The sequence below is a fragment of the Streptomyces sp. NRRL F-5122 genome, assembly GCF_001507435.1.
GTDB lineage: Bacteria > Actinomycetota > Actinomycetes > Streptomycetales > Streptomycetaceae > Streptomyces > Streptomyces lannensis.
In genome coordinates this window covers 56897-79412 of sequence record NZ_LMWH01000194.1, presented here as the reverse complement: position 1 = coordinate 79412, position 22516 = coordinate 56897, and the positions used below count along the sequence as shown (strand labels likewise).

Here is a 22516-nt window from a genome sequence, read left to right as displayed (position 1 = left end):
AGGAGCAAGTGGTGATCGAAGAGACCCTCCTCGAGGCCGAGGAGAAGATGGAGAAGGCCGTCGTGGTCGCCAAGGAGGACTTCGCCGCGATCCGCACCGGTCGTGCGCACCCGGCGATGTTCAACAAGATCGTGGCCGACTACTACGGCGCACCGACGCCGATCAACCAGCTGGCCTCGTTCTCCGTGCCGGAGCCGCGCATGGCCGTCGTGACGCCCTTCGACAAGAGCGCGCTGCGCAACATCGAGCAGGCGATCCGCGACTCCGACCTGGGCGTCAACCCGAGCAATGACGGCAATATCATCCGTGTGGTGTTCCCCGAGCTCACCGAGGAGCGCCGCCGCGAGTACATCAAGGTCGCCAAGGGCAAGGGCGAGGACGCCAAGGTCGCGATCCGCTCCGTGCGTCGCAAGGCCAAGGACGCCATCGACAAGCTCGTCAAGGACGGCGAGGTCGGCGAGGACGAGGGCCGCCGTGCGGAGAAGGAGCTCGACGACACCACCGCGAAGTACGTCGCGCAGGTGGACGAGCTGCTCAAGCACAAGGAAGCGGAGCTTCTCGAGGTCTGATGAACGACTCTTCCTGGGGGGCGCCGCCACAGACCGGGTACTGGGGACCCGCCGACCAGGGGCCGGCTCACGGCCCCGGCCCGGCGGGTTCCGCGTACGATGCGCATGACGCCCAGCAGACTCGCCCCATGCCCATCGTGCCCGAGGTACCCGCACCCGGCGGAGACCAGGATGACGACCGGGGGGCCGTTCGGGTGAGCGGCCCCTTGTTCCGAGACGAGACGCTGCAGGCGCCGTCCCACTGGGCGGTACCTGAGAATCCGGAGCCCATGCCCGACGCCCCACAGCCGGCGCCCGCGCCGCAGAAGAAGAGCGCGGGCCGTGACCTGGGTGCGGCCATAGGGGTCGGCGTCGGGCTCGGCATCGTGATCGTGGCGTCACTGTTCATCGTCAAGGCCGTTTTCGTCGGCGTCGTGGCGGTCGCCGTGGTGGTGGGCCTGTGGGAGCTGACGAAGCGGCTCGAGGAGCGCAAGGGCATCAAGGCGCCTCTCGTACCACTGGCGGTCGGCGGTGCGGCGATGGTCGTCGCCGGCTATGTGCGTGGCGCCGAGGGCGCCTGGGTGGCGATGGCGCTGACGGCGCTCGCGATCCTCGTCTGGCGCATGACGGAGCCGCCGGACGGCTATCTCAAGGACGTCACGGCGGGCCTCTTCGCCGCCTTCTACGTGCCCTTCCTGGCCACGTTCGTGTCCTTGATGCTGACGGCGGACGACGGCCCGCGGCGCGTTCTGACCTTCCTCGTGCTGACGGTCGTCAGCGACACGGGCGCCTACGCGATCGGCTGGCGCTTCGGCAAGCACAAGCTCGCGCCGCGCATCAGCCCCGGCAAGACCCGCGAGGGACTCATCGGTGCGGTCACCTTCGCGATAGTGGCGGGCGCGCTGTGCATGCAGTTCCTGATCGACGGCGGCTCCTGGTGGCAGGGACTGCTGCTCGGTCTCGCGGTCGCGGCCAGCGCCACACTCGGCGACCTGGGCGAGTCCATGATCAAGCGCGACCTCGGCATCAAGGACATGGGCACTCTGCTGCCGGGACACGGCGGCATCATGGACCGCCTCGACTCGCTCCTGCCGACGGCGCCCGTGGTGTGGCTGCTCCTCGTCCTCTTCGTCGGCAACGGCTGACGGATCGTTCCGCACGCCACCGACCCGCGCTTCACGGTCGAGAGGCCCGCCGTCCGGTGGACGGCGGGCCTCTCGCGTTCACCGGCTGCCGATTCGGTCATTCCGGCCATACGTCCGGTCCACCCCCGCGCCACTCGATCAGGTCCGACGTCCGTGCGTCGACGTCCTCGAGTCCGGCCCGCCTCAGGAACTCCTCCACGTCCCGGGGCTCCTGGGCCAGACCGAGGTTCACCGCCTCCACCGTCACCCGGCGTCTGCCGCCCGGCGACGGCGGATGCACCACCACAGGTCGCTTTGGGGACATGCCCACAGGATCATCCGTCCCTTCCCTGACATGTATCCGGGCACGGTGTCACGGCAGCCGCGCGACCGTGACCCCTTTGATGGATCCGAGCGTGGATCCGAACGCTGTCTCCGCCCGTGGTGCGTGCTCTCCGGCGCCGACCGCCGGGGTGCGTCGAGCACCGGAGCAGTCGGGACGCCGAACCGACCGGCCGCGTTCGGTCACGGTCCGGCAGTCGGCCACCGGGCCCGCTCGATCGGCCGTTCGCAGCGGTCCGGCCGGGCCGGTGGCGCCGTCGCCTGCCGGATCGATGCACACGGTGCGAAGTGCTGTGGGGCCGGGGCGGGGCGGCGGGTATTCGCTCATGTATTCGATTCTAGGTCTCTCCGTCTCATCGGTACCACGGGCCCCCTGAGCGGGATCCGTTTCCCGGCCCGTCTGCCGGAGGGCGGCCGCTTCGACGTGCTCCGACGCCGGGGGCGGCCCTGCGGGGCGGACTGCCTGCGCCACCGACTCGAGCCGGCGATGCCCTGCTCCGACCGTCACGCTCGCCTCTGTATGCGGAACGCCCGCATACAGAGGCCGGAATGACGGCGGGGTCCGACGGCCAAGGCGGCCGAGGAGTATGCCGGCGGTCCGGAGGAGCGGCTGGTGCCGGAGGTCCGGATGTCGACCGGTGCGGGGTCGGGAGGGCCGACGGGCGCCGACGGCCGGGATGTCGGCGGTCGGATTGCCGACCGGGGGCGGGCCAGGAGCGCCCACCGGCCCCGTCGCTGGGGACACCGACCGGTGTCGGTGTCAGGCATGCCGACCGCCCCCGGCTGCTCGATGGTCGAGGTGCCTGCCCGCCCCGATCCCGGGTGTGCCGGACTTGCGGGCGGCCGGTCGGCCGGTAGCGTCGACAGCAGGCGGGGGCCACCGCACGAAGGAGCAGGCGGATGGGCGTGAAGCGCTGGATCGAGGCCTGGCCCGTCTACCGGCAGCTCACCGGGACGGACCCGCTTGGCCGGGGCAAGGCCGCACAGTCGGCCCGCTCGGCCGGGCTCACCTCCCGTACGGAGAGCGCCGACCGGGTGGCCGGATCGGTGTGCCCGTACTGCGCCGTGGGCTGTGCGCAGCGCGTCTTCGTCAAGGACGGGAAGGTCGTCCAGATCGAGGGCAACCCGGACAGCCCCATCTCCCGCGGCCGGCTGTGCCCGAAGGGCTCGGCAAGCAAGCAGCTGGTCACCGGTCCGCAGCGGGAGCAGCGCGTGCTCTACCGCCCGCCGTACGGCACCGCCTGGCAGGAACTGGACCTGGACACGGCCATGGACATGGTGGTCGACCGGGTGCTCGACGCACGGCGCAAGGGCTGGCAGGACACCGACGCGGACGGCAGGCCGCTGCGCCGCACCATGGGTCTGGCCAGTCTCGGCGGGGCGACGCTGGACAACGAGGAGAACTACCTCATCAAGAAGTTGTTCACCGCCCTGGGCGCCCTGCAGATCGAGAACCAGGCCCGTATTTGACACTCCGCCACGGTTCCCGGTCTGGGAGCCTCGTTCGGACGTGGTGGTGCCACCGACTACCAGCAGGACCTGATCAACTCCGAGTGCATCATCATCATGGGTTCCAACATGGCGGAGGCCCACCCCGTCGGGTTCCAGTGGGTCATCGAGGCCAAGGCGCGAGGCGCCAAGGTCATCCACATCGACCCGCGGTTCACCCGGACGAGCGCTCACGCGGACCAGCACGTCACGCTGCGGGCGGGCACCGACATCGCCTTCCTCGGCGGCGTGATCAATTACATCCTCACGCACGACCTGGACTTCCGGGAGTACGTGCGGGCGTACACGAACGCGCCCTTCCTGCTGAGCGAGCGGTACCAGGACACCGAGGACCTGGACGGGCTGTTCAGCGGCTACGACCCGCAGACCGCGTCCTACGACGCGTCGAGCTGGTCCTATGCGAGCACCCCCATGGAGGAGCAGCCGGGCCACCACCTCAAGGAGGTGTCCGCCCCCTACCAGCACGGCGCGGGCGGCCCGTTCATAGAGGGGGCCGCGGGCGGCATCGAGTCCGACCCCGCGCTGGAGCACCCGCGCTGTGTGTTCCAGGTGCTCAAGCGGCACTTCTCCCGCTACACCCCCGAGATGGTGGAGCGGATCTGCGGTGTGCCGCAGGAGCTGTTCCTCGATGTGTGCCGGGCCTGGACGGAGAACTCCGGCAGGGAGCGCACCACCGCGCTGGTGTACAGCGTGGGCTGGACCCAGCACTCGGTGGGCGCCCAGTTCATCCGGGCCGGATCGATCGTCCAGCTGCTGCTGGGCAACATCGGGCGCCCGGGCGGCGGGATCTTCGCGCTGCGCGGCCACGCCAGCATCCAGGGCTCCACGGACGTGCCCACGCTGTTCAATCTGCTGCCGGGTTACCTGCCGATGCCGGACACCACCCACGAGGACCTGTCCACCTATCTGGACGGGGTCCGCGGCCGGGGCCAGAAGGGGTTCTGGGGCGCCGCCGACGCCTATATGGTCTCGCTGCTCAAGGAGTACTGGGGCGACGCCGCGACGGCCGAGAACGACTACTGCTTCGACTACCTGCCCCGGATCAACGGCGACCACGGCACCTACCGCACCGTGATGGACATGGTCGACGGCGGAAAGGTCTTCGGCTACTTCCTCCTGGGACAGAATCCCGCGGTCGGCTCGGCGCACGGCCGGCTGCAACGCCTGGGCATGGCGAACCTCGACTGGCTGGTCGTGCGCGACCTCGCCATGATCGAGAGCGCCACGTTCTGGAAGGACGCACCGGAGATCGAGACCGGGGAGATCGTCACCGAGAAGTGCCGTACCGAGGTCTTCTTCTTCCCCGCGGCCTCGCACGTGGAGAAGGCCGGCACCTTCACACAGACGCAACGCATGCTCCAATGGCGCGACCAGGCAGTCGAACCGTCCGGTGACCAGCGGTCGGAGCTGTGGTTCTTTCACCAGCTCGGGGTGCGGCTGAAGGAGAAGCTGGCCGGCTCGACCGACGAGCGCGACCGCCCCGTGCTGGACCTGGCCTGGGACTACGAGACGGAGGGCGAAGAGCCGTCCCCGTCGGACGTGCTGCGCCACATCAACGGCATCGACCTGAACACCGGCCGGACGGTCGACGGTTATCTCGACCTCAAGGCCGACGGCACCACCGCCTGCGGCTGCTGGATCTACAGCGGCGTGTACGCGGGGGAGACCAACCAGTCCCGCCGGCGCACCTCCCGTTTCGAGACGGGCCCGTACGACGCGGAGTGGGGCTGGACATGGCCCCTCAACCGGCGGGTGCTGTACAACCGCGCCTCCGCCGACCCGCAGGGGCGGCCCTGGAGCGCGCGGAAGAAGCTGGTCTGGTGGGACGCGGAGGCCGGTGAGTGGACCGGCCACGACACTCCCGACTTCGAGAAGAACAAGCCGCCGGACTACAAGGCCCCGGAGGGGGCGTCGGGCATTCAGGCGCTGGACGGGGACGACGCGTTCATCATGATGCGCGACGGGAAGGGCTGGCTGTTCGCCCCGGCCGGACTCGCCGACGGCCCGATGCCCACGCACTACGAGCCGCACGAGTCGCCGATGCGCAACCTGCTCTACGGACAGCAGGGCAACCCCGTGCGCAAGGTCTACGGGCGCCCCGACAACCCCTCCAACCCCGCCCCGCCCGAGGCGCACTTCGAGGTGTTCCCGTTCGTGTTCACCGCGGCGCGGCTGACCGAGCACCACACGGCGGGTGCGATGAGCCGGCAGCTGCCCTACCTCGCCGAGCTCCAGCCGGAGTTGTTCGTGGAGGTCTCGCCCGAGCTGGCGGTCGAGCGCGGGCTGCACCATCTGGACTGGGCCCATGTGATCACCAGCAGGACCGCTGTCGACGCGCGCGTCGTGGTGACCGACCGGATGGCGCCCCTGCGCGTCGACGGCCGGGTGGTGCACCAGGTGTGGATGCCCTACCACTGGGGCCAGACCGGGCTCACCAAGGGCGACGTGGTCAACGACCTGATCGGCGTGGTGGCCGACCCGAACGTGTTCATCCAGGAGAGCAAGGTGCTGACCTGCGACGTGCGTCCGGGGCGGCGCCCGAGGGGACCGGCCCTGCTCGAGTACGTCGCGGACTACCGCCGCCGGGCGGGCATCACGACCGAGACCGGCACCCGCATAGCGACGGCCGGCGGCCACGTCGAGCGGGCGCACATCGAATCGGACCGGCCCGAGGAGCAGTCATGACAGCCGAGAACAGCTTCTACGGGCCGCTCGCGGATCCCGCCGGCGATGCCGGCCACCGTGAGCATCCGCCCCGGATGGGCTTCTTCACCGACACCTCCGTGTGCATCGGCTGCAAGGCGTGCGAGGTGGCCTGCAAGGAGTGGAACGGCATCCCCGAGGACGGCATCGACCTGCTGGGCATGTCCTTCGACAACACCGGCATGCTGGGCGCGAGTTCCTGGCGGCACGTCGCCTTCATCGAGCAGGAGCGGCCGCTCGGCCGGCAGGACGCGGGCCTCGCCGGCCTGCCCGTCGGGCCGTCCAGCACCGAGGAGGCCGAGGAGGTGGTGGCGGACGCTCTGGAGGTCGCCAGGCGAGGCGGCGGCGACCTCGGCACGGCCCCGGTCGACCTCGGCTTCCCCTCCTTCGATCTCCCCGGTGCGGGCACGGGCACGGAGACCCGTACCCAGTTCCGCTGGCTGATGTCCTCCGACGTGTGCAAGCACTGCACGCACGCCGGATGCCTGGACGTGTGTCCCACCGGCGCCCTGTTCCGCACCGAGTTCGGAACGGTCGTGGTGCAGCCCGACATCTGCAACGGCTGCGGCTACTGCGTGTCGGGCTGCCCGTACGGCGTCATCGACCGGCGCCCCGACGACGGCCGCGCCTGGAAGTGCACCATGTGCTACGACCGGCTGCGCGACGGGCTGGAACCGGCCTGCGCCAAGGCCTGCCCGACCGACTCCATCCAGTTCGGCCCGCTGGACGAGCTGCGCCGGAATGCGGACCGGCGCCTGGCGGCCCTGCACGAGGCCGGGGTGACCGAGGCCCAGCTCTACGGCCGTGACCCCGAGGACGGCGTGGGCGGCGATGGCGCGTTCTTCCTGCTGCTCGACGACCCGGAGGTGTACGGGCTCCCGCCGGACCCCGTCGTGCCGACCCGCGACCTGATGTCGATGTGGAAGCACGCGGGTGTGGCGGCGTCGGCGCTGCTGGCCGTCTCGGCGGCGGTCTTCGTGCGCGGGGGACGACGGTGAGCCGCGACGGGGCCGTACGGCAGGGCCGCGACGGCCGGGACGACGACGGCAGCCGTGAGCGGTCCATGGTGCCGAGGGCGACGTTCCGCTCCTACTACGGGCGTCCGGTCCTCAAACCTCCGGTGTGGGAGTGGAAGATCCCCGCGTACCTCTTCACCGGCGGGCTGTCGGCCGGGGCCGCGCTGCTCGCGGCCGGGGCGGACCTGACGGATCGTCCCGAACTGCGCAGGACCGCACGGGTCGGCGGGTTCGCCGCCCTGCTCGCGAGCATGTACCTGCTGGTCGCGGACCTCGGCCGGCCCGAGCGCTTCCACCACATGCTGCGGGTCGCCAAGCCGAGTTCGCCGATGTCCGTCGGCACGTGGATCCTCGTGGCCTACGGGCCCGGCAGCGCATTGGCGGCCACCGCCGAGGTGCTGCCCGCCGCCGTGCGCGGCACGCTGCCCGGGCGGCTGCTGCGGCTGGCCGCGCGCCCCGCGGGCCTGTCCGCGGCCGTCTTCGCCCCCGGGGTCGCCTCGTACACGGCGGTCCTGCTGTCGCAGACGGCGGTGCCCGCGTGGCACGACGCCCGTCGCGAGCTGCCGTTCGTCTTCACCGGCTCCGCCGCCGCCAGTGCGGCCGGTCTCGGCATGCTGACGGCACCGGTGGCCGAGGCCGGCCCGGCACGACGGCTCGGTGCGGTCGGCGCGGCGGCCGAGATCGTCGCGTCGCGGCTCATCGACCGGCGGCCGGGCCTGGTGACGCAGGCGTACACCACCGGCCACCCGCACCGACTGCGCAAGGCCTCCGAATACCTCACCCTGGGCGGCGCGGTCACCGCGCTGACCCTCGCCCGCCGAAGCCGCGTCGCCGCCGCGCTGGGCGGACTGGCCCTGATGGCGGGCAGCGTCCTGCAGCGCTTCGGCACCTTCGAGGCGGGCGTGACCTCCACGAAGGACCCGTCGTACGTGGTGGAACCGCAACGCCGTCGCCTCCAGGCCCGCGGGGAGGGCCGGGACGAAGAGTGACACGGGTGGGGGGCGCGCCGGTGCGGGTGCCCACGCGCCGCGCGCTCGACCGGCCGCCCTGCCGACACAGGTGCGGACCGTCGCCCGCCGCGTCCCGGACGGACCGCGCGTCGGCGCCCCCGCGCCGGACGGCCGTCACTCCGGTGTGGCGCACGCCCCGTCGGTCGCCTCGGCCGTAACCTGACGGGGTTTCAGCAGGGCCAGAGCGAGGGTGCACGAGATGGACCGCGACCACGCCTCCGCCGGACGGGCCCCCGCCGCGCACACGGTCCCGGACGTGGACGAACGGCGGCGGCTGCCGCGCACCGATGTGCTGCTGGCCGATCCCCGGCTCGTCGCGGCGGCGGAGCGACTGGGGAGAGGGCTGGTCAAGGACGTGGTCACAGGGGTGCAGGCGCGGGCGAGGGCGGGTGAAGTGCCCGTCGGTGAGGTCGCCGACCACGCGGTCGCCGCCCTGCCCGCCACCGCGTGCGCGTTGCGTCCGGTGATCAACGCCACCGGGGTCCTGCTGCACACCAATCTGGGCCGGGCCGCCCTCTCCGCCGCGGCCAGGGAGGCGGTGCTGGCCGCCTCGGGGACCACCGACGTGGAACTCGATCTCGCCACCGGAGCCCGTTCCCGACGGGGCCGGTCCGCTCTGGACGCACTGCTGCGCGCCGTGCCGGCCGCCGGGGCCGCCCACATGGTCAACAACGGCGCGGCCGCCCTGGTACTGGCCGCCACCGCCCTCGCCCAAGGGCGCGAGATCATCGTCAGCCGGGGCGAGATGGTGGAGATCGGCGACGGCTTCCGCCTGCCCGATCTGCTGGTCTCCACCGGCGCCCGGCTGCGGGAGGTCGGCACGACCAACCGCACCACGCCGGCCGACTACGCCGCGGCCGTCGGCCCATACACCGGCTTCGTCCTGAAGGTGCACCCCTCCAACTTCCGTGTCACCGGCTTCACCCGGGAGGCGTCGGTGGCCGAACTGGCTGCACTCGGTGTGCCCGTGGTGGTGGACATCGGCTCGGGACTGCTCGCCCCGGATCCGGTACTGCCCGGGGAGCCCGACGCGGCGAGCCGGCTGCGCGCCGGGGCGTCCCTGGTCACCGCCAGCGGCGACAAGCTCCTCGGCGGACCGCAGTGCGGACTCGTGCTGGGCGACACCGAGTTGGTACGCAGGCTGGCCCGGCACCCGCTGGCCCGCGCGCTGCGCGTGGACAAGCTGACGCTCGCGGCACTGGAGGCGAGCGTACGCGGCCCCGACACTCCGACCCGGACCGCCCTGCACGCCGATCCCGCCCGGCTGCGGCAGCGCGCCGAACGCCTCGCGGCCGAGTTGCGCGAGGACGGGATCGACGGCCGCGCCGTCGGCACCGACGCGGTGGTCGGCGGGGGCGGCGCACCCGGGGTGACGCTGCCGAGCGCGGCCGTCTCGCTGCCCGCCCGGTACGCGGCCCCGCTGCGGGGCGCGGACCCCGCCGTACTGGCCCGCGTCGAGGAGGGCCGCTGCCTGCTGGACCTGCGAGCGGTGCCGGAGGATGCCGACGCGGCCCTCGCCGTGGCGGTGCGCCGGGCGGCGGTCGCGCGGCAGGCGCCGGATGTTCCGGGAAGGGGGGCCTGACCGTGCATGTCCTCGCCACCGCCGGCCACGTCGATCACGGCAAGTCGGCGCTGCTGCGCGCACTGACCGGCATGGAACCCGACCGCTGGGAGGAGGAGCGGCGCCGGGGCATGACGCTCGACCTCGGCTTCGTGTGGACGCGGCTGCCCGGCGCGGGCGACCTCGCCTTCGTGGACGTACCGGGGCACGAGCGCCTGGTGGGCAACATGCTGGCGGGTGTGGGCCCGGTCCCCGCCGTCCTCTTCGTCGTCGCCGCCGACCAGGGCTGGCAGCCGCAGTCCGAGGAGCACCTGGCCGTCCTGGACGCCCTCGGGGTGCGGCACGGTGTGCTCGTCGTGTCCCGCAGCGACCTCGCCGATCCGGGCGCCGCCCGCGACCAGGCACTGGCCCGGATCGCCGAGTCCTCTCTCGGCAAGGTGCCCGCCGTGGCCGTCAGCGCGGTGACCGGCGCGGGCCTGGACGCACTCCGTACGGCCCTGGGCCGGCTGGCCGGCGAGCTGCCCGAGCCCGACCGCGACGCGGACGTCCGCCTCTGGGTGGACCGCGCGTTCACGGTGCGGGGCCGTGGCACCGTCGTCACCGGCACCCTCGGCGCGGGCACCGTGCGCGTCGGCGACCGGCTCCGGCTCGCCCGCGACGGCGCGGTGTTGCGGGTGCGCGGCCTGGAGTCCCTGAAGGAGCCGCGGGAGGAGGCCGGCGCGGTCGCCCGGGTGGCGGTCAATGTGACCGGACCCGGCGCCGGTGGTCTGCGCCGCGGGGACGCACTGCTCACTTCGGACCGCTGGCTGACGACCGACACCGTCGACGTACGGCTGCGCGGCGACCCGGCCCGCGAGCTGCCGCGTGAACTGACGCTGCACGTGGGCACGGCCGCGGTGCCGGTGACGGTCCGTCCGCTCGGGAAGGACACCGCGCGGCTGCGGACGGCCGTACCGCTGCCGCTGCGGGTCGGCGACGCCGCGCTGCTGCGCGACCCCGGACGGCATCGCGTTGCGGCGGGGATCACCGTGCTCGACGTTCGTCCACCGCGCCTGACCAGGCGGGGCGCGGCGGCCGCGCGTGACCGGGAGCTGCGGGCCGCGCGGGGTGCCGCCGACGAGGCGGGGGAGCTTCGCCGCCGCGGTCTGGTCCGCCGCTCCGAGCTCCTCGCCATGGGGGTGCCGCCGACCACCGATCCCGTCGCCGGGGAATGGCTCGCGGACCCCGCGTACTGGGAGGAACTGCGCGAGCGGCTCGGCCGCGTCGTCGAGGACCACGCCGCCCGCAACCCGCTCGAGCCCGGCATGCCCCTGGAGGCGGCACGGCAGGCGCTCGGCCTGCCGGAACGCGTGCTCGTCGAGGCACTGCTGGAGCGGTTGCCCGGGTTGGGCCACAGCGACGGCCGCCTCTACGGCAGCCGTGCGCGTCCCGCGCTGCCTGCCCGGGCCGAGGCCGCCGTCGAGGCGGTACGCGCCGATCTCGCCCGTGCGCCGTTCCGCGCACCGGAGGCCGAACGGCTGCGGGAACTGGGACTGACGCCCAAGCTGCTGGCGGCCGCCGAGGCGGCGGGCGAACTGCTGCGGATCGGCGAGGGCATCGTGCTGCTGCCGGGGGCGGACACACGGGCCGCAGCCGTGCTGGCGCGGCTGGCCCAGCCGTTCACCGCGAGTCAGGCGCGCCGGGCGCTGGACACCACGCGCCGGGTCGTGATCCCGCTGCTGGAGTACCTGGACGAGCGCGGTCGCACCGTCCGTGTGGACGGCACCCTGCGCCGCTGCCGCGCGGTGGGCCCGGGCGATGGCTGACGCGGACGGGACGGCGGAGACGGACGGGAATCGAACCCGCCTGCCCGAGTTGCTCGGACACCTCGGTTTTGAAGACCGGGAGGGCCACCAGGCGCCTTTACGTCTCCCCGCAGGCCGTCGTCGCGGGCTCGCCCCGGCCACGCCCATCGAACCCGCGCCCCCGGGACGTGTCAACGCGCCACACGGCGCGACCCCCGAGGTGAAAGGACCAGGACGGCCATGACGGGTATGGAGACCGGCGTCCGGCAGGAGACCGTGCGCCTCACGCAGTACGCGCACGGCGGCGGCTGCGCCTGCAAGATCCCTCCGGGTGAGCTGGAGGAGATCGTGGCCGGACTGATGCCCGCCGGAGGGGGCGGCGACGGGGCGGGCGATCTGCTCGTGGGCATCGACACCGGCGACGACGCGGCCGTCGTCCGGATGCCGGGCGGCCCGGGTGCGCCCGCCGTCGTCACCACCGCGGACTTCTTCACCCCGGTGGTGGACGATCCGTACGACTGGGGCCGTATCGCCGCCGCCAACGCGCTCTCGGACGTCTACGCGATGGGCGGCACACCGCTCGTGGCGGTCAACCTGCTGTGCTGGCCGCGCGACCTGCTGCCGTTCGATCTGGCGCGCGAGGTGCTGCGGGGCGGGCTGGATGTCGCCACGGCGGCCGGGTGCGCGGTGGCGGGCGGTCACAGCGTCGACGACCCGGAACCCAAGTACGGCATGGCCGTGACCGGCACCGCCGACCCTTCGCGACTGCTGCGCAACGACGCCGGGCGGCCGGGAACGCCGTTGTCGCTGACCAAGCCGCTGGGACTGGGGGTGCTCAACAACCGGCACAAGACGACCGGCGAGGTCTTCCCGCAGGCGGTCGAGACGATGGCGGCGCTCAACCGCGACGCGTCGCGGGCCGCGCTCGCGGCGGGCGCGGTCTGCGCCACCGACGTCACCGGATTCGGCCTGCTGGGACATCTGTACAAACTGGCGCGCGCCTCGGGGGTGACCGCAGTCGTCGACCCCGTCGCGGTCCCCTTCCTCGACGGCGCGTGGGACGCCGCCCGGGCCGGGCACATCAGCGGCGGCACCCGCCGCAACCTCGAATGGGTCGCCCCGCACACGGACTTCGGCCGCACCGACGAACTGACCCGGCTCCTGCTCGCCGACGCCCAGACCTCCGGCGGTCTTCTGGTCGCCGGTGAGGTGCCGGGCGCCCCGGTGATCGGCGAACTCGTACCGGCAGGACCGCACCGGCTGGTCGTCGGCGGACAGGGGTGATCCTCGGGCCGCGCCTTGAGCCTGAGGGTTTCGTTTGAATCACAGACGGGCCGCACTGCCCGGAAGGGCCTTTACGCATGCGACCCCCGATGATCGACTCCGTGTGTCATGGACGGGCTTCTGGGGAGGGGTCGCGGGCATGGGGGAGGGCACAGCTGTGATCGCCGCTGAACTCGCCGGGGCCCGTGTCACGGTGGCCCGCCGCATCGTCCGGGACGGCTTCGGAGGGTAGGTCCACGGCCCGAAGCCGGGGCCTTGAGGCCGTCTCCGGGCCCTCCGAAGCCGCTTGGTGGGTCGATCTCCCGTCGCGTCACGCCGTGTCGTGTCGGCCATTCGGCGATCGTGGCCATTCGCAGGTGCTGATGGATCAGCGCCGCCCGTACCGACGAGTGGCTCGCGCGGTGTGTCGACTCGCGTCGCGCAGGCGCCCCGTCCGGCGGGCGGGGCGCTGTTGTGCGTACGGCTGCCCGTGTATGGGCCTCGCCGCCTCCCTGCCTCCGGGCCCCGTTGTTGAACGCGCCCCGCCGCCCGTCGCCGGACCGGGCTTGACGTGGGGTCCCGCCTCAATGCATCATTCCACTAGTTCATTAGTGGAATGGGGGTGCGTCGGTGGCGTTCTCCTTCCGGATCGATCGGCGGAGCGGGGTTCCCAGCTACGTGCAGATCGTCCAACAGGTGCAGCAGGCCCTGCGGCTGGGTCTGCTGCAGCCGGGTGACCGGCTGCCCACGGCGCGTGCGGTGGTCGAGGCCACCGCGCTCAATCCCAACACCGTGCTCAAGGCGTATCGCGAGCTGGAGTCCCAGGGCCTGGTCGAGACCCGGCGCAGGCATGGGACGTTCGTGACCGGCACGCTCGGCGCGTCCTCCGCCGACTCGCCCTGGCATGCCGAACTCGCCGACGTGGCCGCCCGGGCCCGTGCGGCGGGGCTGGAACGTGACGACCTCGCCGCTCTCTTCACCGACGTGCTCGAAGATCTCTATCCATCGAAGGAACCCGATGTCGTACCCCCCCAGGCCTGATGCGGCGCTCGTCGCCGACGGCGTCAGCAAGAGATACCGGCGCAGGGGTGCGGACGTACTCGACGACTGCACCTTCCACATTCCCGCCGGGGTGGTCTGCGCTCTCGTCGGCCCCAACGGCGCGGGCAAGTCCACCTTGCTGGAGCTGGCGGCCGGCGTGCAGCGGACCGACCGCGGATCCCTGGAGGTGTTCGGCGGCCCGGTGTGGGCCGGGCACCCCCGTGTCGCCCATCTCGCCCAGCACCGCCCGCTGTTCCACCGGTTCACCGTCGCCGAGACACTGCGGCTCGGCGCGCGCCTGAACGTCGGAAACTGGGACGCGGAGCTGGCGACGCGGGTCGCGGATCCGGAACGGTTCCACAAGGACGACCGGATCGGCGATCTGTCCGGCGGTGAGCGCACCCGCATCGCGCTGGCCATCGCCCTGGGCAAGCGCGCCGACCTGCTGCTGCTCGACGAGCCGATGGCGGATCTGGACGTGCTGGCCCGTCAGGAGCTGATGGGTCTGCTCATGGCCCATGTCGCCGACACCGGCACCACGGTGGTGATGTCCTCGCACATCATCTCCGAGCTGGCCGACGCCTGCGATCACCTGCTGCTGCTCGACGAGGGCACCACCCGGCTGTGCGGCGGTATCGACGAGCTCATCGCCGCCCACGCCGTGGTCACCCTGCCGGGCGGCGCCGACCGGCTGGCAGGCCACACGGTCGTCGAAGCCCGCCCGGCCGGCCGCGGCACCAGCGCGCTGATCCGCCCCGCGGGAGCGCCGGGTGACGACTGGGAGGTCAGGCCGCCCTCGCTGGAGGAGCTGGTCCTGGCCCACCTCGCCGCGTCCGGGGTCCCCGGACTGGCCTTCTCCCCGACCCCGCCGTCCCGCCTGCATGTCAAGGAAACCGCCGCATGAGCGCCACCACCCCCATCGCCTCCGGAACTTCAGGGCTGAAGACGCCCCGGCCCGGGGGCCGTCTGCCGCTGGTGCGGATCGCCGTGCGGCAGTACTGGATTCCCCTGCTGATCCTGCTGGTGCTGGCCGGGCGCGCCGCGGCCGTGCTCATCCACCACTACGACGGCTGGACGGACGCCGTGGCGCTGCGCGACCACGTCGGCAGCCGCGCCTACCACTTCGGGCGTTACGTCGACGACGCCCACAACAAGACGGCGAAACTGCTGAGCGACGGCACCAGCGTTGCCTTCCGGCCGGCGTTGCTCGCGGCGCTGCTGACCGGTGTGCTCACCGCGCGCGAGTGGGAGAGCGGGCGTGTCGTCCTTGTCCTGACCCAGTCGATCGCCCCCGGGCGCTGGTTCACCGCCCGCTGGTCGACGTTGGCGGTGATCATCGCGGCGATGACCGTGCCCTTGGTGGTGGCGTACCGGATCAGCGTCGTGCACGCCCTCCGTCTCGACCTGCTCACCTACGGCTCCGACCGGCAGAACGCGTACTACACCATCGGCCCCGTCACCGTCGCCTACGTCGTGCTCGGCGTCGCGGCCGGCGCCCTGGCCGGCACCCTGCTGCGCCGCGCCTGGCTCGCCCTGGTCGCGGGGCCCGCGCTCGCCTGGCTGGCGGCCGCGGTCCTGGTCCGCTCCCGGGCGGTGCTGCTGCTCGACTTCCCGCTGTTCTCCAAGGTCCACGGCCTGCACCCCGGCGGTGTGCTCGGCCTGCAGTTCTACGACGCCCTGCCTGAGGACTCCTACCTGATCAACTCCCTTGATCCGGGCGACTACTGGGGCTACCAGATCGCCTCCAGCGTGCTCGTCCTCGCGCTTGCCGCCCTGTTCGGCCAGGCGGCTCTGCGGGTCGTACGCCACAGAACGGCACAGCGCTGACGCGCACCGCCGTCCCGGTCGGCGCAGTGAACGACCGGGGCGCGCGATCACCCGCACCCGTCGGTATCCACCGCCGGCGCGGGCACGCCCGCAACCGCCGGGTCAGGGTCCGGCCCGACGACTGGCGGGCAGCCGACGAGTGATCACCGCCGGGCCCTCTCCGGGCCGTCCGAGGCCGCTCGACGATGACCGGTGACGCCTACTAACGACAGTCGTAGCGAACGACGGCCGCAGGTCACCCGATTGGATCTGCGACACTGATAAGGCCATGCCTAAGCCCGGAGAACTCACTTTCGCCGCGCCGCGCGGAGCCAAGACGCCGCCGCGGCACCTCGCCGACCTCACGCCCGCCGAGCGCAAGGAGGCGGTCGCCGCGATCGGTGAGAAGCCGTTCCGCGCCAAACAGCTCTCGCAGCACTACTTCGGCCGGTACGCGCACGACCCCGATCAGTGGACGGACATCCCCGCCTCCGCCCGGGCGGGGTTGCAGGAGGCGCTGCTTCCCGAGCTGATGACCGTCGTACGGCATCTGTCGACCGACGAGGACACGACCCGCAAGACGCTGTGGCGGCTGTTCGACGGGACCCTCGTCGAGTCCGTGCTCATGCGTTATCCCGACCGGGTCACCATGTGCATCAGCTCCCAGGCGGGCTGCGGCATGAACTGCCCGTTCTGTGCGACGGGCCAGGTCGGGCTGGACCGCAACCTGTCCACCGCGGAGATCGTGCACCAGATCGTGGACGGCATGCGGGCGCTGCGCGACGGAGAGATCCCCGGCGGCCCGACGAGGCTGTCCAACATCGTCTTCATGGGCATGGGCGAGCCCCTCGCCAACTACAAGCGCGTCGTCGGCGCCATCCGCGCGCTCACCGACCCCGCCCCGGACGGGCTCGGGCTCTCGCAGCGCGGTATCACCGTGTCGACCGTCGGACTGGTGCCGGCGATCCACCGCTTCGCCGACGAGGGCTTCAAGTGCCGGCTCGCCATCTCACTGCACGCGCCGGACGACGAACTGCGCGACACCCTGGTGCCCGTCAACACCCGGTGGAAGGTCCGCGAGGTCCTCGACGCCGGCTTCGACTACGTCGAGAAGTCCGGCCGCCGGCTGTCCATCGAGTACGCCCTGATCCGGGACATCAACGACCAGGCATGGCGGGGCGACCGTCTCGGCCGGCTGCTCAAGGGCAAGCCCGTCCATGTGAACCTGATCCCGCTGAACCCGACTCCCGGCTCCAAGTGGACCGCGTCACGTCCCGAGGACGAGAAGGCCTTCGTCGAGGCGATCGCCGCGCACGGAGTGCCGGTGACCGTCCGGGACACCCGTGGCCAGGAGATCGACGGAGCGTGCGGGCAGCTGGCGGCCGGCGAGCGTTAGGGCGGTAGTCTGGCCCCGGTCAGTACATCTTCATATTCCGACAGGGGAGCGCCACAGCGCTGAGAGTGCGGGAGAGCCCGCAGACCCTCTGAACCTCGCCCAGGTCATTCTGGGTAGGAAGTTCGGTCTTCACTCGAGCTGTTGCGCCCTGCCCGGATCCGAAAGGTCCCGGGCAGGGCCGCGTCTCTTCCTGGACACCCCAGGAGGAAAATTCAGTGAGCATCACCGGTAAGCGGTTCGCGGCCGCGGTCGTCGGGCTGGGCATGGTCACGTTGTCCGCGTGCGGCTCGTCCGGCTCCGCGAGCGGGAGCGGCGGCGACTCCAGGACCGTGACCCTCGTCAGCCACGACTCGTGGGCCGCCTCCAAGAGCGTCGTCTCGGCCTTCGAGCGGGAGTCCGGTTACAAGGTCAAGGTCCTCAAGGACGGCGACGCCGGGCAGGCCGTCAACAAGGCGATCCTCACCAAGGACAATCCGCAGGGCGACGTCTTCTTCGGCGTCGACAACACCCTGCTGTCGCGGGCACTCGACAACGGGCTGTTCCAGCCGTACGAGGCCAAGGGGCTCGACCAGGTGGGAGCCGGGTTCCAGCTCGACAAGGACAAGCACCGGGTGACCCCGATCGACTACGGCGACATCTGCGTCAACTACGACAAGAAGTACTTCGCCGACCACAAGCTGACCCCGCCGGCCTCCTTCGACGACCTGACGAAGCCCGCGTACAAGAACCTCCTCGTCACCGAGAACGCCTCCACGTCCTCGCCCGGCCTCGGCTTCCTGCTGGGCACCGCCGCCGAGTACGGCGCCACCGGCTGGCCGGACTACTGGAAGAAGCTCAAGGCCAACGGCGTCAAGGTGGTCGACGGCTGGGAGCAGGCGTACGACCAGGAGTTCTCCGGTTCGGCAGGGGGCAGGAAGGCGGGTGGCGACCGGCCGCTCGTCGTGTCGTACGCGTCCTCGCCGCCCGCCGAGGTCGTCTACGCCCAGCCGCGGCCCAAGACGGCGCCGACCGGCGTCGCGACCGGCACCTGCTTCCGTCAGATCGAGTTCGCGGGCGTGCTGAGCAACGCCCGCAACACCAAGGGCGCCAAGGCGTTCGTCGACTTCCTGATCGGCAGGACGTTCCAGGAGGACATGCCGCTCAACATGTTCGTGTACCCGGTGGTCCAGGGCGCGAAGGTGCCGGCCGAGTTCACCGAGTACGGTCCCGCGGCCACGGACCCCGAGACCATGGCCCCGGACCTGATCGCCGCCAACCGTGACCAGTGGGTCAAGTCGTGGACGTCGCTCGTACTGAAGTGAGCGAGGCCGCCGAGACGGCCCCGGGAGCCCGCGGGAGCGCGGCGCGGCTCGGGCTGATGGCCCTGCCCGTCGCGTTCTTCGCGGTCTTCTTCGCCTATCCCGTCGCCGCGATCGTCGCGCGCGGCCTGCACGTCGACGGGACCTGGCGGTTCGGGCGTCTCGCCGAGGTGCTCGCCCAGCCCGACATCCGGCATGTGCTGTGGTTCACGACCTGGCAGGCGCTCGCCTCCACCGCCCTCACGCTGCTGGTCGCGCTCCCCGGCGCCTATGTCTTCGCGCGCCTGGACTTCCCCGGCAAGGACGTGCTGCGGGCCGTCGTCACGGTCCCGTTCGTGCTGCCGACCGTCGTCGTCGGCACCGCCTTCCTGGCGCTCGTCGGGCGTGGCGGACTCCTCGACGACCTGTGGGGTCTGCGGCTCGACACGACCGTATGGGCCATTCTGCTGGCCCATGTCTTCTTCAACTACGCGGTCGTGGTGCGCACGGTGGGCGGTCTGTGGGCACAGCTCGATCCGCGCCAGGAGGAGGCGGCCCGGATGCTCGGCGCCTCCCGGCTCGCGGCCTGGCGGAGGGTGACGCTGCCCGCGCTGGGCCCGGCCGTGGCGGCCGCCGCCCTGATGGTGTTCCTGTTCACCTTCACCTCGTTCGGCGTGGTGCAGATCCTCGGCGGCCCCACCTTCTCCACGCTGGAGGTGGAGATCTACCGGCAGACCTCGGAGATCTTCGACCTGTCCACGGCCGCCGTGCTCACGCTGCTCCAGTTCGCGGCGGTGGGAGCGATCCTCGTGCTGCACGCCTGGACCGTGCGCCGCCGGGAGAGCGCGCTGCGGCTGGTCGACGCCTCCCTCACGGCGCGCAGGCCGCGCGGCGCGGCGCAGCGGGCGCTGCTCGGCGCAGTTCTCGTCACGGTGGCCGTTTTGCTCGTGCTGCCGCTCGCCGTCCTGGTGCAACGATCCCTCGACGCGCCCCGGTTCGCGTACTACAGGGCGCTGACACGCGACGACGGCGGCACCTTCCTGGTCGCTCCGATCGAGGCCATCGGCAACTCGCTGCGATACGCCGCGGTGGCCACGGTGATCGCCGTGCTGATCGGCTCGCTCGCCGCCGCGGCCCTGGCCCGTCGGGACGCCGGCCGCCTCGTGCGGGCGTTCGACGCCCTGCTCATGCTGCCGCTGGGCGTGTCCGCCGTGACCGTGGGCTTCGGATTCCTGATCACCCTCGACAGGCCGCCACTGGATCTGCGCGGTTCCTGGATCCTGGTGCCGCTCGCACAGGCGCTGGTGGGCGCCCCCTTCGTCGTACGCACGATGCTGCCCGTCCTGCGGGCGGTGGACGAACGGCTGCGGGAGGCCGCGGCCGTGCTCGGGGCCTCGCCGTGGCGGGTGTGGCGGGAGGTCGACCTGCCGATCGTGCGACGGGCGCTGCTGGTCGCGGCCGGGTTCGCGTTCGCCGTGTCGCTGGGCGAGTTCGGGGCGACGGTGTTCATCGCGCGGCCCGACAATCCGACGCTCCCCGTCGCCGTGGCCCGCCTGCTCGGACGGCCCGGTGATCTCAACTACGGCCAGGCCATGGCCCTTTCGACGATTCTGATGGTGGTGTGCGCGGTGGCGCTGCTGGTCCTGGAGAGGCTGCGGACGGATCGGACGGGGGAGTTCTGACGATGCTCAAGCTTGAGGAGGCGACCGTACGTTTCGCGGGGCGCGCGGCACTCGACCGGGTCGGCCTCGAGGTCGCCGAGCGCGAGATCGTCTGCGTGCTCGGACCGAGCGGAAGCGGCAAGTCGACACTGCTGCGGACCGTGGCGGGGCTTCAACCCCTGGACGGCGGGCGGGTGTTCCTCGAGGGTCGTGATCTGGAAGGGACACCCGTGCACCGGCGCGGAGTGGGCCTGATGTTCCAGGACCATCAGCTCTTCCCGCAGCGGGACGTGGGCGGGAACGTCGCCTTCGGACTCCGTATGCACGGTGCCGCGCGCGGCGAGCAGGAGGCCAGGGTCGCGGAGTTGCTCGACCTCGTCGGGCTGCCCGGGGCCGCGCGCAGGGCCGTCGCCTCGCTCTCCGGAGGGGAGCAGCAGAGGGTCGCGCTCGCCCGGGCCCTCGCGCCCGGGCCCCGGCTGCTGATGCTGGACGAACCGCTGGGACAGCTCGACCGGTCGCTGCGTGAACGCCTGGTGGTGGAACTGCGGGAGCTCTTCGGGCGCTTGGGCACGACCGTGCTCGCCGTCACCCACGACCAGGGCGAGGCTTTTGCACTCGCCGACCGGGTGGTCGTGATGCGCGACGGGCGGATCGCCCAGTCCGGCAGCCCTCTTGAGGTCTGGCAACGGCCCGCGGACGAGTTCGTCGCGCGCTTCCTCGGGTTCGGCAACGTGGTGGCGGCGACCGTCACCGGCCAGGCGGCGGACACACCGTGGGGCAAGCTCCCCGTTCCGGAGGGCTCACCGCAGGGACCGGGCACACTGCTTGTCCGGCCTGCCGGGGTACGGCTCGTCGACGCCTCCGACGGACTGCGCTGCACCGTGGCCGCGCGCACCTTCCGCGGAACCCATGTCGCGGTGCACCTCCGGCCCGAGCAGGCCCCCGGGTTGGAGGCGGCATGCCCACTGCGCACCGCACCGGAGCCCGGGGACGAGGTCGGTGTCGTCTTCGACGCGGCCGAAGTCGTCGTCCTCGGGGGCTCTTCCGGCGTCTAGGGCGACCGCACGTTCGGGCATGCACAAAGGCCCGCCCCCGGCAGGGGACGGGCCTTTGTGCGTACGCGCCTCGTGGAGGCGTCAGCCGACCTTCGACGCGCTGCGACGGCGCATGCCGAAGAACACCGCGCCACCGCCGATGACGACCAGACCACCGGCGATCCCGGCGATCATGGGCGTGCTGGAGCTGGCACCGGTCTCAGCGAGGTTCGAGGTACCGGCCGCGGGCGAGGGCGAGTTGTCCCCGGCCGGAACCGGAGCCGCGCTGTCCGACGCCGACGCCGAAGGGGCGGCGGAATCGGACGGAGATGCGGGCGCCGACGGGGTCGGGGTGTCGGACGCCGGCGGCGTCGTCTCGGCCGTCTGGCACGCCTTGCCCGGCGTGGTCAGGAGCGGCTTGATGTCCTCGTCGACGAGGCCGTTGACCTTCACGTGCACGCGGTACTGGGAGTTGGCCGCCCAGTCCTCGGAGAACGTGATGGTCGCGCCCTCCTTGGTGCCGTTGACGGTCTGCTCACCGATCTGCTTGGCGTCTGCGCCGTTCGACTCCAGGTAGACCGTGACGGTCGCGGTCTTGCCGGAGGAGTCGATGTCCTTGACGGTGATGAGGCCCTTCCCGTTGTCGTCGCAGGACGCGACGGCCGAGAAGTCACGGATGTTGCAGGCGAGCGCGTTGCCGGCGGCGCCGAGAGCGAGCGCGGCGGTGGCGGATGCGACGCCGAGGATGCGCACCGTTCGAGCGGTGCGGGAGGATATGGACACGATTGCCCTTCGCGGGATGCGCAACTGCGGGGGGTTCCAGGGGCTGTTGCTGCAACAACAGCAATCCCAAGAGACTCACAGGTCTATAAGGGGCGGGTAAGTGCTGTCAACGCCGATGTCCGGCATGACCGTCGCCTTTACACTCTCGTTAACCATTCCGGCGTTTGAACCCCGCCGACACGCCCTCAAGCCCCCCGCAGTCGTACGCCGTTCGGCGACGCCCGCTCAGCCCTGCACGGCCGCCGGGTCCATCCACATGACCTCCCAGGTGTGGCCGTCCAGGTCGTCGAACGCGCGGCCGTACATATAGCCGTGGTCGACCGCCTCACGGGAGCCGGAGCCGCCCGCCGCGAGCGCCCGGTCGACCAGTTCGTCGACCTTCGCCCGGCTTTCGGCGCTCAGGCAGAGCAGCACCTCGCTGGTCTTCGTGGCGTCCGCGATCTCCTTCTGTGTGAAGTCGGCGTAGCGCCGCTTGCTCAGCAGCATCGCGATGACGGTGTCGCTGATGACGACGCATGCGCAGTCGTCCGTCGTGAACTGCGGATTGATCGTGTAGCCCAGCTCCGTGAAGAACTTCTTCGACGTGTCGACGTCGGCGACGGGCAGGTTCACGAAGATCATTTGCTGGTACATGAGCACTCTCTCCCGGTGGTGTGCG

General features: G+C 71.9%; 18 protein-coding genes, 1 tRNA gene and 1 riboswitch. Of the genes, 15 read left to right on the top strand and 4 right to left on the bottom strand.

Annotation, left to right across the window (positions count from 1 at the left end):
- Positions 1-11: 11 nt before the first annotated feature.
- Positions 12-569, top strand: a complete 558-nt coding sequence (frr, locus tag ADL25_RS19620) for a ribosome recycling factor (RefSeq protein ID WP_059129097.1) — start codon at positions 12-14, stop codon at positions 567-569.
- Positions 569-1693 carry a phosphatidate cytidylyltransferase gene (locus ADL25_RS19615; protein WP_059129063.1) on the top strand — a complete coding sequence of 375 codons (1125 nt, stop codon included), beginning with the start codon at positions 569-571 and terminating at the stop codon, positions 1691-1693. The genes frr and ADL25_RS19615 overlap by 1 nt, the downstream gene beginning before the upstream one ends.
- Before the next feature lie 97 nt (positions 1694-1790).
- Here ADL25_RS19615 and ADL25_RS19610 read toward each other — a convergent pair whose 3' ends face one another.
- Entirely contained in the window at positions 1791-1997 is a 207-nt protein-coding gene (locus ADL25_RS19610; protein WP_059129062.1) for a hypothetical protein, read from the bottom strand.
- A gap of 917 nt (positions 1998-2914) precedes the next feature.
- Here ADL25_RS19610 and fdh point away from each other — a divergent pair.
- From fdh to selB, 5 genes are all read left to right on the top strand, one after another.
- Positions 2915-6208, top strand: a complete 3294-nt coding sequence (gene fdh, locus ADL25_RS19600; RefSeq protein WP_107116649.1) for a formate dehydrogenase — start codon at positions 2915-2917, stop codon at positions 6206-6208.
- Positions 6205-7224: a 4Fe-4S dicluster domain-containing protein gene (locus ADL25_RS19595; RefSeq protein ID WP_059129059.1), complete on the top strand. Its 1020-nt coding sequence runs from the start codon at positions 6205-6207 to the stop codon at positions 7222-7224. The genes fdh and ADL25_RS19595 overlap by 4 nt, the downstream gene beginning before the upstream one ends.
- Positions 7221-8231, top strand: coding sequence for an NrfD/PsrC family molybdoenzyme membrane anchor subunit (nrfD, locus tag ADL25_RS19590; protein WP_199839181.1), 1011 nt, complete (start codon positions 7221-7223; stop codon positions 8229-8231). Before ADL25_RS19595 ends, nrfD begins: the two co-directional genes overlap by 4 nt.
- Positions 8232-8451: 220 nt before the next feature.
- Positions 8452-9834, top strand: a complete 1383-nt coding sequence (selA, locus tag ADL25_RS19585; protein WP_059129058.1) for an L-seryl-tRNA(Sec) selenium transferase — start codon at positions 8452-8454, stop codon at positions 9832-9834.
- A gap of 2 nt (positions 9835-9836) precedes the next feature.
- On the top strand, positions 9837-11618 hold the full coding sequence (selB, locus tag ADL25_RS19580) for a selenocysteine-specific translation elongation factor (protein WP_059129057.1): 1782 nt from the start codon (positions 9837-9839) through the stop codon (positions 11616-11618).
- Positions 11619-11632: 14 nt separating this feature from the next.
- Here selB and ADL25_RS19575 read toward each other — a convergent pair.
- Positions 11633-11725, bottom strand: a tRNA-Sec gene (locus ADL25_RS19575).
- Between the two features lie 121 nt (positions 11726-11846).
- On the opposite strand from ADL25_RS19575, the gene selD reads away from it, so the two are divergent.
- The 8 genes from selD to ADL25_RS19535 all read left to right on the top strand — a co-directional run bounded on the left by selD (position 11847) and on the right by ADL25_RS19535 (position 21096).
- Positions 11847-12881 carry a selenide, water dikinase SelD gene (gene selD, locus ADL25_RS19570; protein WP_107116653.1) on the top strand — a complete coding sequence of 345 codons (1035 nt, stop codon included), beginning with the start codon at positions 11847-11849 and terminating at the stop codon, positions 12879-12881.
- 609 nt (positions 12882-13490) lie between these two features.
- Entirely contained in the window at positions 13491-13901 is a 411-nt protein-coding gene (locus tag ADL25_RS19565) for a GntR family transcriptional regulator (RefSeq protein WP_059129055.1), read from the top strand.
- The gene (locus ADL25_RS19560) at positions 13879-14805 is read left to right on the top strand and encodes an ABC transporter ATP-binding protein (RefSeq protein ID WP_059129054.1); all 927 of its coding nucleotides are present in this window, start codon (positions 13879-13881) and stop codon (positions 14803-14805) included. Before ADL25_RS19565 ends, ADL25_RS19560 begins: the two co-directional genes overlap by 23 nt.
- Positions 14802-15728 (top strand): hypothetical protein, encoded by a 927-nt coding sequence (locus ADL25_RS19555; protein ID WP_059129053.1) that lies wholly within the window; start codon positions 14802-14804, stop codon positions 15726-15728. The genes ADL25_RS19560 and ADL25_RS19555 overlap by 4 nt, the downstream gene beginning before the upstream one ends.
- A 268-nt stretch (positions 15729-15996) precedes the next feature.
- Entirely contained in the window at positions 15997-17103 is a 1107-nt protein-coding gene (gene rlmN / locus ADL25_RS19550; protein WP_059129052.1) for a 23S rRNA (adenine(2503)-C(2))-methyltransferase RlmN, read from the top strand.
- 32 nt (positions 17104-17135) lie between these two features.
- Positions 17136-17241: riboswitch (TPP riboswitch) on the top strand.
- 125 nt (positions 17242-17366) lie between these two features.
- Positions 17367-18404, top strand: a complete 1038-nt coding sequence (locus tag ADL25_RS19545; RefSeq protein ID WP_059129095.1) for a thiamine ABC transporter substrate-binding protein — start codon at positions 17367-17369, stop codon at positions 18402-18404.
- Positions 18380-20062 carry an ABC transporter permease gene (locus ADL25_RS19540; RefSeq protein ID WP_059129051.1) on the top strand — a complete coding sequence of 561 codons (1683 nt, stop codon included), beginning with the start codon at positions 18380-18382 and terminating at the stop codon, positions 20060-20062. Before ADL25_RS19545 ends, ADL25_RS19540 begins: the two co-directional genes overlap by 25 nt.
- 2 nt (positions 20063-20064) lie before the next feature.
- Entirely contained in the window at positions 20065-21096 is a 1032-nt protein-coding gene (locus ADL25_RS19535) for an ABC transporter ATP-binding protein (RefSeq protein ID WP_059129050.1), read from the top strand.
- Between the two features lie 81 nt (positions 21097-21177).
- Here ADL25_RS19535 and ADL25_RS19530 read toward each other — a convergent pair whose 3' ends face one another.
- Both ADL25_RS19530 and ADL25_RS19525 read right to left on the bottom strand, forming a co-directional pair.
- On the bottom strand, positions 21178-21858 hold the full coding sequence (locus ADL25_RS19530) for an LAETG motif-containing sortase-dependent surface protein (protein ID WP_059129049.1): 681 nt from the start codon (positions 21856-21858) through the stop codon (positions 21178-21180).
- Between the two features lie 225 nt (positions 21859-22083).
- Positions 22084-22491 carry a VOC family protein gene (locus ADL25_RS19525; protein WP_059129048.1) on the bottom strand — a complete coding sequence of 136 codons (408 nt, stop codon included), beginning with the start codon at positions 22489-22491 and terminating at the stop codon, positions 22084-22086.
- Between the last annotated feature and the right edge of the window lie 25 nt (positions 22492-22516).